The following is a 14,818-nucleotide window of genomic DNA, read 5'->3' on the forward strand; positions in this document are numbered from 1 at the left end:
TTCAGTCCAAAAGGTTTGCAATGGCACCGGTCACCCGCTCGACATCGTCGAGGGTCATGTCCGGAAACAGTGGAATCGAGCATAGCCGCGCCGAATTCCATTCGGTATGGGGCAGTTGCACTTCAGGGAAACGCTGTCGGTAATAGGTATGCAGGTGCGTCGCAATGAAGTGGATACCGGTGCCGATACCCTGTTCCTGCAGGCCTTTCATGAAGGCTTCGCGGTCCAGGCCGCAGCGTTCGGCGTCGATGCGCAGGATGAACAGGTGCCAGGCATGCTGCTGCGGGTACTGGGGCAGGAGCAGGGGCTGTACCGGCAAGCCTTCCAGGCGCTGCAGGTAGGCCTTGGCCAGCACTTCACGCTTGGCGTTGATCTCGTCCAGGCGTTGCAGTTGCACCAGGGCAATGGCGGCGTTCATGTCCGCCAGGTTGTACTTGAAGCCGGGCTCGATGACCTGGGCCTGTGGCTTGCGGCCATGGGTCAGGCGGTCGTAGGCGTCCACTCCCAGGCCGTGGAACTTGAGCATGCGCACGCGGTTGGCCAGGGCTTCGTCATCGCTGACGAACATCGCGCCTTCGGCGCACGTCATGTTCTTGATCGCGTGGAAGGAAAAGATCACCGTGCCCCGGGCGCCGATGGCGCGGCCGCGGTAGGTGGTACCGGCGGCGTGGGCGGCGTCTTCGATCACCGCGATGCCGTGCTTGTCGGCCAGGGCATAGAGCGGGTCGAGGTCGAAGGCTGCGCCGGCGTAGTGCACCGGGATGATCGCCTTGGTCCGCGGGGTGATGGCGGCTTCGATGGTGGCGGCGTCGCTCATCAGGGTGTCGGGGTCGACATCGACGAACACCGGGGTGGCGCCCAGCAGGCAGATCATGTTGGCGGTGGAGACCCAGGTCTGCGACGGGGTGATCACTTCATCCCCGGGGCCGATGCCCAGGGCCAGCAGGGTGACGTGCATGGCGCCGGTGGCGGAGGACAGTGCCACGGCGTGGCGGGCGCCGACGCGTTCGGCGAACTGCTGTTCCAGTTCCTGGTTTTTCGGGCCGGTGGTGATCCAGCCGGAGCGCAGAACCTGCTCCACTGCAGCAATCTCTTCTTCGCCAATACTCGGGCGCGAGAAAGGAAGGAAAGCCTGGTTCATGGTTACCTCGGGTTTACACAATGCGAATTACTGGAATACGGGTTGCTGCGGGTGAACGGACAGTTCATGGAAAGCGGGGAGGTCTTGCAGTCATCAAGGCGCATCCAGTTATTGAACCAACAGGGCATTCCATGCAACGAATCAGTAAAGAATAGGTTTGTGAAAAGTAAAGGCGGATCAAGGTGTTATCTTTACAACCTGAGAACAAACTGCACTCGGACGGTGGTCTGTCGGGGGCTGAGATTAAGCCGAAAATTGTGAAACGAATATGAAAAATAAGGTAAAAGTCCGTTTTTCTGCGAGCCAGACAGCTAGTGTTCAGTTTGTTTCCAAAGTTATCGAAGTGCGCAGCCCTGGCGGCTTTTGTAACCAGCTTTCAATGGGTATCGAATGGGCCTGCGGGAGTGTTTTTTTCACCTCGCCAAGGCGCTGCCCGGTACAACCTTGCCCAGCGGAGCATCCATGAGCCCGCCGGGCCATGACCGCGCCGCCGGTCTTGACGCGCCCAACCCCTTGAGCCTGTACCTGAAGCGCCTGGCCCCCTCCAGCCAGTCGACCCTGCGTTATGTGCTGCAGGACGCCGCCGACCGCCTGGGCTACGCCGAACAGAACCTGGAAGAAATCCCCTGGCACCTGCTGCAACCCGAGCATGTCACGGCCCTGGTGGCCACCTTGCGCGAAGACGGCTATGCGCCCAATACCTCATCGCTGTACGTCAACGCCCTGCGCGGGGTGATGAACGAGGCGTGGCGTGCCAGCCTGATCAGCCAGGACCACCTGCTGAAGATGCGTTCGGTCAAGGCCATCAGCGGCACGCGCCTGGCCCGCGGGCGCAACCTCAAGCGCGGCCTGATCCACGAACTGATGGCCGTGTGCGCTTCCGACCCGCGCCCCCAGGGCGTGCGCGATGCAGCGTTGATTGCGCTGCTCTATGGCTCGGGCATGCGCAAGTCCGAGTCGGTCAACCTGGACCTGGCCCAGGTGGATTTCAGCGAGCGCAGCCTGCAGGTCCTGGCCAAGGGCAATCGTCAGTTGGTCAAGTACGCACCCACCTGGGCTTTCGACAAGCTGCAGGCCTGGCTGGAGCTGCGCCGCCGGCATCTGCCCGTGGGCCAGGTAGACGACCCGTTCCTGTTCAACCGCATCCGCCGGGGCGGGCACATCACTCGCGAGCGCATCACCAAGCACGCCATCTACTACATTGCCCGGCAACGCGGTGCCGAGGTTGGCGCGCGGATCATGCCCCATGATTTCCGGCGCTCGTTCATCACCCGGGTGATCGAGGAACACGACCTGTCGCTGGCGCAGAAACTGGCTCACCACAGCAACATCCAGACCACCGCCAGCTATGACCTGCGCGATGACAACGAACGGCGCCGGGCCATCGACCGCTTCGATCTGTAGGCCGTGGCAGGGTCAGAGCGAGGGCAGGGTGGGCGACAACTGCCCGGTGAGGTCCCAGGCTTCCAGCATCTTCGCGTACTCGAAGGCATGGCTCGGGTCGCTCTGCAGCCAGTCCTCGAATGCCCGGCGCTCGGCCAGGCTGCAATCGGCCTCGCGCAGGCGCATGCACCAGTGCGCGGCCTGCATCATCAGGTATTCCTCTGCTTGGCTGGCAGAATCAGTCATGGTTCATTCCTTGTTCAAGGTGGAGCCGGTAGCCACGGTGTACAGCGGCATGGCTGAAGTATCGGAGCGATTGCCGCGCCTGACCATGATCAAGGGCAGCATCCTTCTTTGGATGCATCAAGCCGGAAGAATCGAGCCGTCGGGCAGCTCGAACAATAGGAATCATTTGCAAATGAAAACTGCGCGCAATGTAGAGCGGCAAACAAGAAAAAATCGTCAAATTCATGGTGAATTCCCGTGATGCCCGGAGGTTCTCGCGGTAGCCGGTCAACGCGTCTGTCTTGAGCCCGTGACGCACTCGACAGCGTGGGCCCCGGGTTGCTTTATAATCACGCGGCGAAAAACGCAGTAAATGGAATTGACCGGTCAACCGAGGGAACAAACGTGAGCGCCAGACTCTGCAACAACATCAGTGCCGTGACCTTTGTCAGCAAGTACAAGGCGGTGTGCCAGCCGATTGCCGACCAGTTGGACCTGCCAGTGGAAAACCTGCTGGGCCTGGCCGCCCAGGAAAGCCAGTACGGCACCGGGCGCATTGCCCGGGAACTGAACAACTACTTTTCCATGCACGCACCGGCCCCCCTGCAGATCGGCGCCGAGGCGCCCTTGGGCAACGCCAGCATCAAGGTGGCCAAGTTCGACTCCTTCCAGAAGTCCGCCCAGTCCTTTGCTTCGAGCTTTGGCACGGCAGTACGTGGCCAGCGTGACCCCATGGCATTCGCCCAGGCGCTGGTACGCAGCGGCTACAACACCGGCAACGCCAAGACCGGCGGCCGGGATGGCTTCGCCCGCTACCTGGCGGACATCATCATTGCGGTCAGAGGGCGCATGGCGTGCTGAAACTCAAGAGTCCTTCCTGGGTGCTTGGCCTGTCCGTGGCCTGCACCACACTGGTGGCCTGTGCCACCGATAGCCTGCAGCCGGCCCGGATCAAGGACAGCGGCCTGACCCGCGAACAGGCGGAGCAGGTCCTGCGGGTGGCCCTCAAGCACCAGGACTATCAGTTGCAGCGCCCCGGGGTGTTCATCGACGGCGACCTGCAGGACGAAAACGGCAAGCCGCCCCATCCCGGGTACTACGACTTCAGCCTCGGCTACAACGACCCCAAGGCCGGGGCCACCGAGTACTGGGGCCTGTTCTCGGTCAGCCTGAACACGGGCGATACCTGGGAAATCAACAGCTGCAAGCGCCTTGATGGCGCCGAGCTGCGAGCCTTGCAGCGGCGGGTGATGGCCCGTACCGGCAAGAGCCTGGCGGATGAAAAAAGCCAGCGCGAGGGCCTGGGCTGCGAAGACCAACAATAAGCCTAGGAGCACCGTCGCCGCGTGCTCTTCCAACCTCTGGCTCATCACTCGGGCAGCCCTGCGGCAAAGGCTTGCACCGGCGCCTGCTGCGTGGCCGGCGCCGCTGCAGCACCGAGCAATAGGCGTTTGGGCCGCCGGAAAGCATCCAGGGCCCTGGGAGACAGGTCGCCGGCCAATTGCGACAGGGTCCAGTGGTGCTCGCTGTCGGGGTGGTTCGGCACGGGCGGCGGGTTGATCCGCACCCGGGCGCTCAGTAAGCGTTGGGCCAACTGCACCGCGTGCGCCGGATCTTTGCTGAACAGGGTCACCTCAAAGCTTGCCGGGCAATCGTTGGCCAGTTGCGCGGCTGCGCCAAGGTCACTCACCCGTCGGATGACCGCCACCGGGCCCAGGCACTCTTCCTGGGTGATGACCATGTCGTCGTCGATCTCGGTGAGGATCACCGGCGGTTGCAGGCTGCCGGGCAGCGGGTTTTCGAGTGCCTGTTCTCCGGCCAGCAGTGCGGCGCCCTTGGCCAGGGCGTCACGCACCAGCCGCCGGACTTTGTGTCGTGCGGCCTGGCTGATCAGCGGCCGCACCGCGCTGCTGGAGTCGTGGCCCGGGTTGCGGGTGTGCTCGATGAAGTGTCGGACGAACTGGTCATGGACCTGCGCCTCGACGAAAAAATGCTGGATCGACAGGCAACTCTGGCCACCGCGGCTGAAGGCGGTGCGAGCTCCGTAGGCGGCGGCGAGCGCGACGTCGGCATCCTGGGCAACGATCATCGCGCCGCGGCCGGTGCTCTCGATCGCACAGGGCTTGAGCAGTTCGGCGCAGGTCACCGCCACCGCGCTGGCAGCGCCGACACTGCCGGTGAAGGCTACGGCATGGGTGCCGCTGGACTGCAGCAGCCATTGCCCGGTGGCGGCGTCCCCGGGAATGCATGAGACCAGCCCCGCCGGCAGGCCAGTGAAGTGCTGCATGAAGGCCAGGGTGGACAGGCTGGCGTTCTGCGCCGGCTTGACCAGGCAACTGTTACCGGCCGCCAGGGCCGCGGCCAACGTCCGCCCCAGCAGGGCAATGCCCAGGGCGAACGGCAGGATATGCACGCTGACGCCATAGGGTTCGTACCGTAGCCGGCACTGCGCTGCACCGCTCGGGCTCGGGGCCGAAATATCGCTGTCGGCCAGTGCCCCGTAATAGCGGAACACGGCTGCGCAGTGATCCAGCTCGGCCCGGGCTTCGGCCACGCAAAGCGCCAGTTCCCGAGTCATCTGCCGGATGATCTGCCGGTTCAGTTCACTGTCGGCGGCCATGCTGTCCGCCAGTTGCAGCAACAGCGCCTGACGCTGATCCGTATCCAGCAGGCGCCACAGGGTGTGGGCAACGTTGGCCGCCGCCACCGCGGTGTGCACATCGTCCTTGGTACAGCTGGGGTTGAGCCCGATGGGCTCGCGGGTGTCCGGGTTGAACACCTGGTGCGGGGCATCGCCGGAAGCCGGCAGGTACAGCGGGTTGATATAGAACTGCGGGTTCCAGGGTTGAAAACCGTGCATTGGAAGATCCCTTTCCAAGTGTGCCGGGACTGGCAACGATGGCAACGCCGGGCCACCGCGGCGCGGTGGTCATTCAGCGGGGAGTCTAGGAAGGGGAGTGCAGAGGCGTCTTGTACGATTGTGCGAGGGCCAGGTGCTCAGAGGCGGTAGCCGACGTTGACCATCACCGCCGCGGCCCCCAGCACCACCAGCTCTGCGCCCACCGGGCCGTAATGGGTGCCGATGGCCGGGATCAGCACCGGCGCCACGCCAAAGTGGTTCAGCGGGATCTTGTCCTTGTAGTCGCCCTTGTAGCCCTGGATCAGGCCGCCACTGAGCTTGGCGTAAACCGGCCAGTCGGCATTTTCCCAGGCCTTGCCGACATAGGCGTAGTAGGAACGCTGGGAGAAGGAGTTGCGAAAGGTGCTCACGCCCCACAGTTCACCGTCGGCGTAGTTGCGCTCCAGGCCGATCAGGTCCTGGTGGTTGTTGTGGTCGGGGTCGTTGCTCCAGTGGTTGGTGTACACGCTGGTCTGTACGTACCAGAAGTCCTGTTGCTGGTCGGCCTGGGCACTGGCCGCCGCGCCCAGCAACAACAGGGCCGCAGCGGCGGCTTTCAGAGTGCGGTGCTTGGGCATTGGCAGGCGCATGGCCGGAGATTGAAGCATGGGGATCATGGGCTTTCCCTGCCATGGCGGCAGTTGCGCCCCCTCGGAAATCAAGGAGGGTAGGGGCGGCGAAACTACCACTCGGGCATTCACGGGATCAATCAATGAACTGTTGCTTTATCTATCTGCGCCTCGATGCGCTGGATCAGGTAGGGGTAGAACGGGTTCGCGCTCAGGCGCATCAGCTCATCCATGGGCACCACCAGCACACCCCGTTCGCCACGGGCGGCGATGGTGCCCAGGTGCACGCCAAAATCCTCATCGGGGCTGGGCTGGGTGCCGTACAAGCCGTCATCGACGGGGAAGGGCAATGCCACATGGGACAGGGAAAACACCCCCGGCGGGTAGGCCAGGCCAAGGGGCCGCCGGCTGCTGTCCGGGCTCAGGGCGGGGGTGCTCACTTCTTCCAGTGTCGCGCTGCCCGTGCCTTCGTTGCTGAGGATGCGGGTGGTGTAGTTGCGTGGCGCGGGCGGTAGCAGGCTGGCCAGGGAGGTGACGCTGGCCGGGTCCAGCAGCCCTTCGAAATCACGCTCGCGGTTGAGGTCGAAGATCACCAGTTCACTGCCGTTGGCCGGCAGTTGCCGGTACAGCCCACTGACCAGGGCCGGGGTGCTGACGGTGGCGTCGGTCAACGACTGGAAGCTGAGGATAGGTGGCAACCGGGCCAGCCGTGGATCGCCCACCAGGGCCAGCAGCTGCTTTTGCAGGGTGTCGGTCAGCAGCCAGGACTGGCGCGCGGCATTGGCTGGAAACGAGTTGTACTTGAACGGGTTGTATTCGGGCCGCAGGTTGAGCCACGCCGCCTTGCTGAAGGCCGGGAACACCGCAGGCAAGGCGGCCAGCCCGGCAAAACGGGCGGACGAGGCGACGCCGATCATCGGGGAAATCAGTACCAGGCGCTGGGCCTGGGGCAACTGCGGGTCGCTCAAGGCATCCAGGGTGTACTTGACCGCCAGTGCGGCGCCGTTGGAGTAGCCCACCAGGTGCAGCGGAGCCGGCACCGGCACTTCGGCCCGGGCGGTACGCAGGGCCAGGCGGGTGGCGGCCAGCCAGTCCTGCCACTGGGCATCGGTCAGCCCCGCCGGCACCGTGCCATGGCCGGGCAGGCGCAAGCCGATGGCCAGGTAACCGTGCTCGACGTAGCGCTGGGCGACATGCCGCAGGCTGTAGGGCGAGTCGGTCAGGCCGTGCAGCAGCACCACCACGCCCCGGGGCGTACCCGCTGGGCGCAACAGGTAGGAACGGTTCCAGTTCGTGGCAAAGCGTGGCGGGTAGGCCCGGCTGTCCTGGCGGTAGCGGTTGAAGGGCGGTACCTGCCCGGGGTCCAGCCGCTCGCTGACCTGCTGCCGGACCTCGGTGAATACCCGGTCCTCGGCCTGCAGCCAGGCGCCCCAGTCGGCGTGGTCCAACTGCTCCACGCTCAGTTCATGGGGCACCTTCAGGTGCCAGGGCTGCAGCGCCGGGCCGCGCTCGCTGTCGTAAGCCCGCCAGGCCAGCAGGGTCAGGGTGGCGACGCCGAGGATCAGCGCGCCCTGTTTGAGCAGGCGGGACAGGACTGGCAGGGGCACGGGCATCAACTCACTGGGGTGGCACGGATGCGATAGACGCAGCGTCGATCGCCGGTAATCAGGTGTTCCACGCGCTGCACCTGGCCCAACTCGCCGATGGCGGCCTGGAACACTTGCAACTCGGAACGGCAGAAGCCCTGGCACTGCTGGGCTGCGACGCAGATCGGGCAATGGCTCTCGATCAGCAGCCAGGCATCGCCGTCGGCCTCGACACTGGCCATGTAGCCGGCCACTTCACGGATCTGCGCCAGGGCCCGGACTCGCTGCTCCAGGGTCGGCAACGGCGCGCAGACGCTGAGGTACTCGGCGCTGTTGGCCCGCTCCATATCGCTGACGATGCGCTCCACGCCGTCGGCGCCATACACCGCGCGGATCGAATCGATCAACTGCAGGGTCAGGTTGGCGTGGGTATCGGGAAAGCGCGCCTGGGCCAGCTCGGTGAGCACCCATTTCTGTGAGGGCCGCCCGGCGCCCTGGGCCGGCATCAATTGGCCGACGATCAGTTCGCTGTCCACCAGCTTCTGCAATTGCTGGCGCGCGGCTTCCTGGGACACCTTGAGCAGCGGCGCCAGATCGGCGGTTTTCAACGGGCCACGGGTTTTCAGCAGAAACAGGATCCGCTCGGCGGTAGCCCCGGGGCTTTTCTTCTCGGTGGAGGGGGAAATCGAAGACATCTGAGCCATTAACCAATGCACAGGTGGGGTATCAGGAGCGTCCATGACGCCGGCAACCACGCAAGCATAACAGGCTCGGGCGCAGGGGCTCGCAGGTTGTCTATCCATTGCCTGCTGCTGGGGGGAATTGCCGGGACGGCTGGAAAAAACAATTATCAAAGTATTTACTTGTGTATTACATTCACCCAACAGCGAACAACTCACATGGAGAACGGCATGGCATCGACAAGCGGATGGTCGGCACTGTTACTGGGCAAGAACGGGCTGCGTTCTGCGGCCCTGGCTGGTGGCGTGGCCCTGCATGCAATCAACGTCTATCTGGTAACCACCCTGTTGCCTTCGGTGGTCAAGGACATTGGCGGCCTGGACTACTACGCCTGGAACACCACCTTGTTCGTGGTGGCCTCGATCATCGGCTCGGTGCTCTCCACCCGGGCCCTGGCGCTCCTGGGCCCCAAAGCCGCGTACGGCCTGGCGGGCCTGGTGTTCATGCTCGGTTGCAGCCTGTGCGCCCTGGCGGCGGACATGGGCTGGCTGATCCTCGGGCGCAGCGTCCAGGGGCTGGGGGGCGGCCTGCTGTTCGCCTTGCCCTACGCCATGATCCGCCTGGTGTTCGACGAGCCGCTGTGGCCCCGGGCGATGGCGTTGATTTCCGCCATGTGGGGCGCAGCAACCCTGATCGGCCCGGCGGTCGGCGGAGTTTTCGCCGAACATGGGGCCTGGCGCGCGGCGTTCTGGGTGCTGCTGCCCTGCACCTTGCTATTCATGCTGCTGGCCGTTGCACTGTTGCCGGGCAAGAGTCGGGAAAGCGCGCCCCGTAGCCCGATTCCCGCCCTGCAACTGCTGTTGCTGACCGCCGTGGTACTGGCCATTTCCATCGGCAGCATCACCCCATCGCCGCTGTACAACGCCCTGGGGCTGGGAGCCGGGCTGGTTTTGCTGGCGCCGGTATTCGCTCTGGAGAACCGCGACGGCGCGCGCTTGTTGCCGCGCAATAGCCTGAAGGCCGGGAGTGCCTTGCTGGCGCTGTACATTTCCATGGCCCTGTTGGTGGTGGGCATGACCAGCGAGGTCTTCGTACCGCTGTTCCTGCAAGTGCTGCATCAGCAGACGCCGTTGCTGGCAGGTTATATCGCCGCACTGATGGCCGCCGGCTGGACCCTGGGGGCGATCTTCAGCTCAGGCCTTGGCCCGCGGGGCGCGGCCCGGGCGATTGCCATCGGACCGTTCCTGGTGGTGGCCGGGCTGCTCCTGGCCTGCCTGTTCATGCCTGCCACCGCCACCCCGGCCCTGAGCCTGGGGGCGGTGTGCCTGGCCATGTTGCTGGTGGGCGTCGGTATCGGCCTGGCGTGGCCGCACCTGCTGTCCCGGGTTCTGGAACAGGCCCCGCAGGATCAGAAGGAACTGGCCGGCGCCTCGATTACCACGGTGCAACTGGTGGCCACTGCCCTGGGGGCGGCGCTGGCGGGAATGATCGTCAACCTGGCAGGCCTGACCTCCACGGGCGGGACTGCTGGCGCGGCCCAGGCTGCGGCCTGGCTGTTCGGCCTGTACGCCGGGCTGTCGGCGCTGCTGTTTGTCTCGGTGCGCCAGGTGCGGCGCAACGGTTCACCGCACCTGGCCCAAGCCTGAACCCTGTCGGGCGTGCGCCTGGCGTCATTGACCTGTAAGGAAACCACGATGAACAGCCTTGCCACTGATGCGCCGCAACCGGCCTTGATCCTCGATCCGGGGCTGGCCCCGCACTTGCACCACCTGCAGCTCAGGCAGTTGGGGGGAAGGGTGATCGGCATTGCCGACAACCGCTTCACTGACTTGCTCAGCGTTGTCGGCGGGCCCGGCTGCGCGGTGCGCAACGGCAACCCCTGGGACCTGCGCCGGGAGAATATCTGCCAGCTCGGCTATCGCCTGGGCGGGCAGGGCGAATTGACCCGTGCAACCGCGCCTGCGCCGGCGGCGCCCCCATGGCCGGTGGCAACGCCGGTCCCGCCCCTGGAGCTGGATTTGCCAGCCCTGCGCCTGGGCCGGCAAAGCCGCTATGGCTTCCTGCCCCTGGGCCAGAGCACACACCGCGAGAACATTTCCCTGGATTCCATCGATACCCCGGCGACCCTGCTGACCCTGTCCCATTGGCCGGCGAACAAGACGCCTGTCGAGCACAAGGCCAATCTCTCCACCACCAGTGCCCTGGGCTTTCTCCAGCAGGGGTTGACGGTGGACCGGGCGCAGGTGATCACCAGCGATCATTTCGACCTCGACGGGCTGGCTTCGGTGTATGCGTTCCTGGCGCCGGAGCATGCCCTGGGGCACCGCCAGTTGCTGATCGACATTGCCCGCCTCGGTGATTTCTCCCGGGGCACTTCGGCCCAGGCCCTGCACTGCGCCTTTGCCCTGCATGCCCTGGCGGCCCGGGTGCGCGTCGCCCCACAGGCCAGCAACGACCGGCAATTGCTGACACGCTTCGCCGCGCTGCTGCCGCAGATGGCCGATGTACTCGACAACACCCGGCGCTATGCGCCCCTGTACGCTCCGGCCATGCTCGCGCTGCAACGCAGCGAGGCGCTGCTGGCCGATCCGGGCACGGTGATCGAGGAGTACCCGGGCATTGATCTGGCGGTGTTTGTCCTGCCCGAGCAGGGCTGGGACGGTTTGGGCGAGTATTGCGGCCTGTCGCCGGTGGCGGTGCACAACCGCAGCCGTTGCGGGGTGCTGGCCATGGTCCGTCAGGGGCGGGTGGAGATTCGCCAGCGCTACGAGAGCTGGGTCGAGCGCATCAGCGGCATTGCCCGGCCCCGGCGCGACCTGGCGATCTTCGCCCGGGCCCTGCAGGAAGCCGAACGCACCCCGGGGCAATGGCGCTACGACGGCGTGCAGGAAATCATGCCGGCCCTGAGGTTTGTCGCCAGCCGGCCCAGCAGCCACGCCAGCAGCACCCTGCTGGCCGAACTGCGCCAGTTCCTCGAACAAGCCCCTGTCGCCTGGGATGCCAACGCCTGAGCAGCGGCCCGCTCCTACGAGGGAGGCGCAGGGCTACCAGGTATCGACAAAACCCTGGGCGCGCTCGGTCCAGGGCACCGGGCGCGGTGCGGCCCGCAGGCCACGCAGCAGCCACGCTCGGCTTTCCAGGGGGTCGATCACCGCGTCGATCTCCAGGTAGCTGGCCATGTTCAGCGCCTTGCCCCGGGCGTAGGCCTTGGCCACCAGCTTGTCGAACAGCGCCTGTTGCGACTGCGCGTCGGGCTGGGCCGCCAGTTCCTTGGAGAAGCCCAGGCGCACCGCACCTTCCAGGCCCATGGCGCCGAACTCGGCGCTGGGCCAGGCGACGGTGAACAACGGGCTGTGAAAACTGCCCGCCGCCATGGCCTGCGCGCCCAGGCCGTAGCCCTTGCGCAGCACCAGGGTGAAGAACGGCACCGTGAGGCTGGCGGCACTGACAAACATCCGTGACACATGGCGCACCGTGGCCTGCTGCTCCGACTCCGGCCCCACCATGAACCCCGGGGTGTCGCACAGGGACACCAGCGGCAGGCCGAAGGCTTCGCACAGGCGCATGAAACGTGCGGCCTTGTCCCCGGCCGCGGCGTCGATGGCGCCGCCCAGCACCGCCGGGTTGTTGGCCAGCAGGCCGAAGGCCCGGCCTTCGACGCGGATCAGCGCGGTAATCAGCCCCGGGGCGAATTGCCGGCGCAACTCCAGCACGCTGTCGCGGTCGGCCAGGGTCTCGATGACCCGGCGGATGTCGTAGACCCGCAGGCGGTTTTCCGGAATCAAATGCCGCAGCTCACGCTGGTCGGCGCAATGCCAGTCCTTGAGCGGCCCCTGGAAATAGCTCAGGTACTGCTTGGCCACCTGCACGGCCTCGGCTTCGTCGGCCACCAGCACGTCGATCACTCCGTTGGGGCCTTGTACCGACACCGGGCCCACCTGTTCCGGGGTGAAGCTGCCCAGGCCGCCGCCTTCGATCATCGCCGGGCCGGCCATGCCGATGCTGGCGTTCCGGGTGGCGATGATCAGGTTGCAGCAGCCGAGCAGGGCGGCATTGCCGGCAAAGCAGCGCCCCGAGGCGATGCCCACCGTGGGCACCCAGCCGGACAGCCGGGCCATGGCGGCGAAGGTATGGCAATCCAGGCCGGCGACCCCGAGAAAGTCGCTGTCGCCGGGCCGGCCACCGCCGCCTTCGGCAAACAGCACCACCGGCAGCCGCCACTCCTGGGCCAGGCTCAGCAGGCGGTCGGTCTTCTTGTGGTTCATCACCCCCTGGGTGCCGGCGAACACCGTGTAGTCGTAGGCCAGGGCCAGGCAACGGGCGTCCTGGCCGTCGAACAGCCCGGCATTCACCGTACCTATGCCTCCCACCAACCCATCCGCCGGGCTCAGGGCCTGCAACTCCTCGACGCTGCGCCGACGCCTTTGGGCGGCCAGGGCCATGGCGCCGTACTCCATGAAACTGCCCGGGTCCAGCAGGTGTTCGAGGTTCTCCCGGGCGGTGCGCTGGCCGTTGCGGCGACGCTTGGCCAGCGCCTCCGGACGCTGGGCATCCTCCAGCAAGGCATGGCGTTCGCGGACTTCGGCCAGGTCGGCGCGAATCAGTGCCAGGTCCAGTTGCTCTTCGCTGTGCTGGCCCTGGTCGGCAAACTCCGCCGGCTCCAGAAAGAGCAGGGGCTGGCCTTCGCCCAGTGCCTCGCCAACCTGGACGGCCAAGGCCCGGACGATACCGCTGCTCTGCGCCTTGACCTCGAACTCCATCTTCATCGCTTCCAGCACCGCAACCCGCTGGCCAATCCGCAACTCATCACCCACGGCCACTTCCAGGCTCACCAGCACCCCGGTGCTCGGGGCGTTCAGCGCCGCCGTGCCCGGGGGCGCCTGGACATCGCTGCGAGTGCTCTGCGCAGTGGCGGCCTGCCTGGCAAAGAACATCGGCCGGTGTTGCCCGGCGCAATCTTGCAGCAACTGGGCCCAATGGGCTTCGACGAACCTGGTGTCCACCTGATAGTCCAGCACCGCCGGCTGGCGCAACAGGTTCAACAACAGCCCCAGGTTGCTCGGCACGCCCTCCAGGCGAAACTCGCAAAGCCCACGATAGGCCCGGCCCAGGGCCGCGGGAAAATCCGTACCCTGGGCGATCAGCTTGGCCAGCAGCGAGTCATAGCCGGGGTTCACCGGGTAACCGGCATAGCCGTAGCCGTCGACCCTCAGCCCGGGCCCGCTGGGGGCTTCATAGGCACTGAGGGTGCCGGCCACCGGCCCCATGCCGCCATCGGCCAGGGGCTGTTCCAGGTTGATCCGCGCCTGCACGGCAAAGCCTTGGGGCTCTGGTGGCCGGCTCAGGCCCAGGCTGGCCAGGGAGGCGCCCGCGCCAAGGCGCAGTTGGGTGTGCAGCAGGTCGACGCCGGTGATGGCCTCGGTCACCGTGTGCTCCACCTGGATCCTTGGGTTGGCCTCCATGAAATAGAAGCGCCCCGGGTGTTCCTGGTCGAGAAGGAATTCGAAGGTGCCAATGCCCTGGTAACGCACTCGCGCGGCCAGGGCCAGGGCGGCGTCGATCAACTGCTGGCGCAACTGCGGGGCAAGGTCCGGGCTGGGGGCGACTTCCACCAGCTTCTGGTGCCGGCGCTGCAGGCTGCAATCGCGCTCCCACAAGTGGCTGACCGCGCCGCTGCCGTCTCCCAGCACCTGGATCTCGATGTGCCGCGCCCGCTGCAGCAGTTGTTCGACATACAGCGCGCCATTGCCGAAGGCCGCCTGGGCTTCGGACTGGCAACGGATGAAAGCCTGCTGCAGTTGCCCGGCCTCGGTGACCGCGCGCATGCCCCGGCCACCGCCACCGGCCAGGGCCTTGAGCATCACCGCGCCATGGCGTTCGAGAAAGGCTGCGGCCTGTTCCAGGCTGACTGCTCGGTTGATGCCCTCCAGCAAGGGCACCCCACAATCTTCGGCCAGGGCACGGGCCGCGGCCTTGTCGCCAAACAGTTGCAGCACCTCGGGGCCGGGGCCGATCAGGGTCAGCCCGGCTTCCAGGCAGCCCCGGGCAAAGTCGGGGTTTTCCGCGAGAAAGCCGTAGCCCGGGTGAATCGCCTGGCAGCCCTGTTGCAGGGCCAGGGCGATCAGTTGCTGGCGGTCGAGGTAGGCCGCCACCCCGCGGCCCTTGAGGGGCAGGGCCAGATCGGCCTTGCGCGTGTGCAGGCTGGCGGCGTCGTCCTCGGCAAATACCGCGACGCTGCGAACGCCCAGGTCGGCGCAGGCCCGGGCGATACGGATGGCGATCTCGCCGCGATTGGCGATCAACAGACTCTGGAACATGGCAATTCTCGCAATGC

At 66.0% G+C, this 14,818-nt stretch carries 13 protein-coding genes; 6 read left to right on the forward strand and 7 right to left on the reverse strand.

Annotated elements, in window-relative coordinates:
• Position 1: 1 nt before the first annotated feature.
• The gene (arnB, locus tag BLS75_RS03975; RefSeq protein WP_072450311.1) at positions 2 to 1,141 is read right to left on the reverse strand and encodes a UDP-4-amino-4-deoxy-L-arabinose aminotransferase; all 1,140 of its coding nucleotides are present in this window, start codon (positions 1,139 to 1,141) and stop codon (positions 2 to 4) included.
• 462 nt (positions 1,142 to 1,603) lie between these two features.
• Between arnB and BLS75_RS03980 the strand changes: the two genes are divergently transcribed.
• A complete protein-coding gene (locus tag BLS75_RS03980) occupies positions 1,604 to 2,545 on the forward strand; it encodes a site-specific integrase (protein ID WP_072450312.1) in 942 nt (313 codons plus the stop codon).
• Between the two features lie 12 nt (positions 2,546 to 2,557).
• On the opposite strand, the gene BLS75_RS03985 is transcribed toward BLS75_RS03980, so the two are convergent.
• Positions 2,558 to 2,770 carry a FecR/PupR family sigma factor regulator gene (locus BLS75_RS03985; protein WP_011061329.1) on the reverse strand — a complete coding sequence of 71 codons (213 nt, stop codon included), beginning with the start codon at positions 2,768 to 2,770 and terminating at the stop codon, positions 2,558 to 2,560.
• Between BLS75_RS03985 and BLS75_RS32335 the strand changes: the two genes are divergently transcribed.
• The 3 genes from BLS75_RS32335 (at position 2,769) to BLS75_RS03995 (ending at position 4,074) form a co-directional block, all read left to right on the forward strand.
• Positions 2,769 to 3,011, forward strand: a complete 243-nt coding sequence (locus tag BLS75_RS32335; protein ID WP_176876689.1) for a hypothetical protein — start codon at positions 2,769 to 2,771, stop codon at positions 3,009 to 3,011. The two genes, BLS75_RS03985 and BLS75_RS32335, sit on opposite strands and share 2 nt — an antisense overlap.
• A gap of 143 nt (positions 3,012 to 3,154) precedes the next feature.
• Positions 3,155 to 3,610 (forward strand): glucosaminidase domain-containing protein, encoded by a 456-nt coding sequence (locus tag BLS75_RS03990; RefSeq protein WP_015635634.1) that lies wholly within the window; start codon positions 3,155 to 3,157, stop codon positions 3,608 to 3,610.
• Positions 3,604 to 4,074 carry a hypothetical protein gene (locus tag BLS75_RS03995; RefSeq protein ID WP_072450314.1) on the forward strand — a complete coding sequence of 157 codons (471 nt, stop codon included), beginning with the start codon at positions 3,604 to 3,606 and terminating at the stop codon, positions 4,072 to 4,074. Before BLS75_RS03990 ends, BLS75_RS03995 begins: the two co-directional genes overlap by 7 nt.
• 44 nt (positions 4,075 to 4,118) lie before the next feature.
• Here the strand turns inward: BLS75_RS03995 and BLS75_RS04000 are convergent, their stop codons facing one another.
• The 4 genes from BLS75_RS04000 to BLS75_RS04015 form a co-directional block, all read right to left on the reverse strand.
• Positions 4,119 to 5,609 carry an aldehyde dehydrogenase family protein gene (locus BLS75_RS04000; protein WP_072450315.1) on the reverse strand — a complete coding sequence of 497 codons (1,491 nt, stop codon included), beginning with the start codon at positions 5,607 to 5,609 and terminating at the stop codon, positions 4,119 to 4,121.
• Positions 5,610 to 5,746: 137 nt separating this feature from the next.
• Entirely contained in the window at positions 5,747 to 6,226 is a 480-nt protein-coding gene (locus tag BLS75_RS04005) for a sn-glycerol-3-phosphate transporter (RefSeq protein ID WP_072450566.1), read from the reverse strand.
• Between the two features lie 131 nt (positions 6,227 to 6,357).
• A complete protein-coding gene (locus tag BLS75_RS04010) occupies positions 6,358 to 7,830 on the reverse strand; it encodes an alpha/beta hydrolase (protein WP_239690636.1) in 1,473 nt (490 codons plus the stop codon).
• A complete protein-coding gene (locus BLS75_RS04015; protein ID WP_053158546.1) occupies positions 7,830 to 8,606 on the reverse strand; it encodes a helix-turn-helix transcriptional regulator in 777 nt (258 codons plus the stop codon). The genes BLS75_RS04010 and BLS75_RS04015 overlap by 1 nt, the downstream gene beginning before the upstream one ends.
• A gap of 108 nt (positions 8,607 to 8,714) precedes the next feature.
• Here BLS75_RS04015 and BLS75_RS04020 point away from each other — a divergent pair, with 108 nt between their 5' ends.
• Positions 8,715 to 10,130: an MFS transporter gene (locus BLS75_RS04020; RefSeq protein ID WP_072450316.1), complete on the forward strand. Its 1,416-nt coding sequence runs from the start codon at positions 8,715 to 8,717 to the stop codon at positions 10,128 to 10,130.
• A 48-nt stretch (positions 10,131 to 10,178) separates the two neighbouring features.
• On the forward strand, positions 10,179 to 11,495 hold the full coding sequence (locus BLS75_RS04025; RefSeq protein ID WP_072450317.1) for a DUF6687 family protein: 1,317 nt from the start codon (positions 10,179 to 10,181) through the stop codon (positions 11,493 to 11,495).
• A gap of 33 nt (positions 11,496 to 11,528) precedes the next feature.
• On the opposite strand, the gene BLS75_RS04030 is transcribed toward BLS75_RS04025, so the two are convergent.
• On the reverse strand, positions 11,529 to 14,801 hold the full coding sequence (locus BLS75_RS04030; RefSeq protein ID WP_072450318.1) for an acetyl-CoA carboxylase family protein: 3,273 nt from the start codon (positions 14,799 to 14,801) through the stop codon (positions 11,529 to 11,531).
• Positions 14,802 to 14,818 lie beyond the last annotated feature (17 nt).

It is taken from the genome of Pseudomonas sp. NFPP12 (assembly GCF_900103205.1).
GTDB classification, from domain to species: Bacteria; Pseudomonadota; Gammaproteobacteria; order Pseudomonadales; family Pseudomonadaceae; genus Aquipseudomonas; species Aquipseudomonas protegens.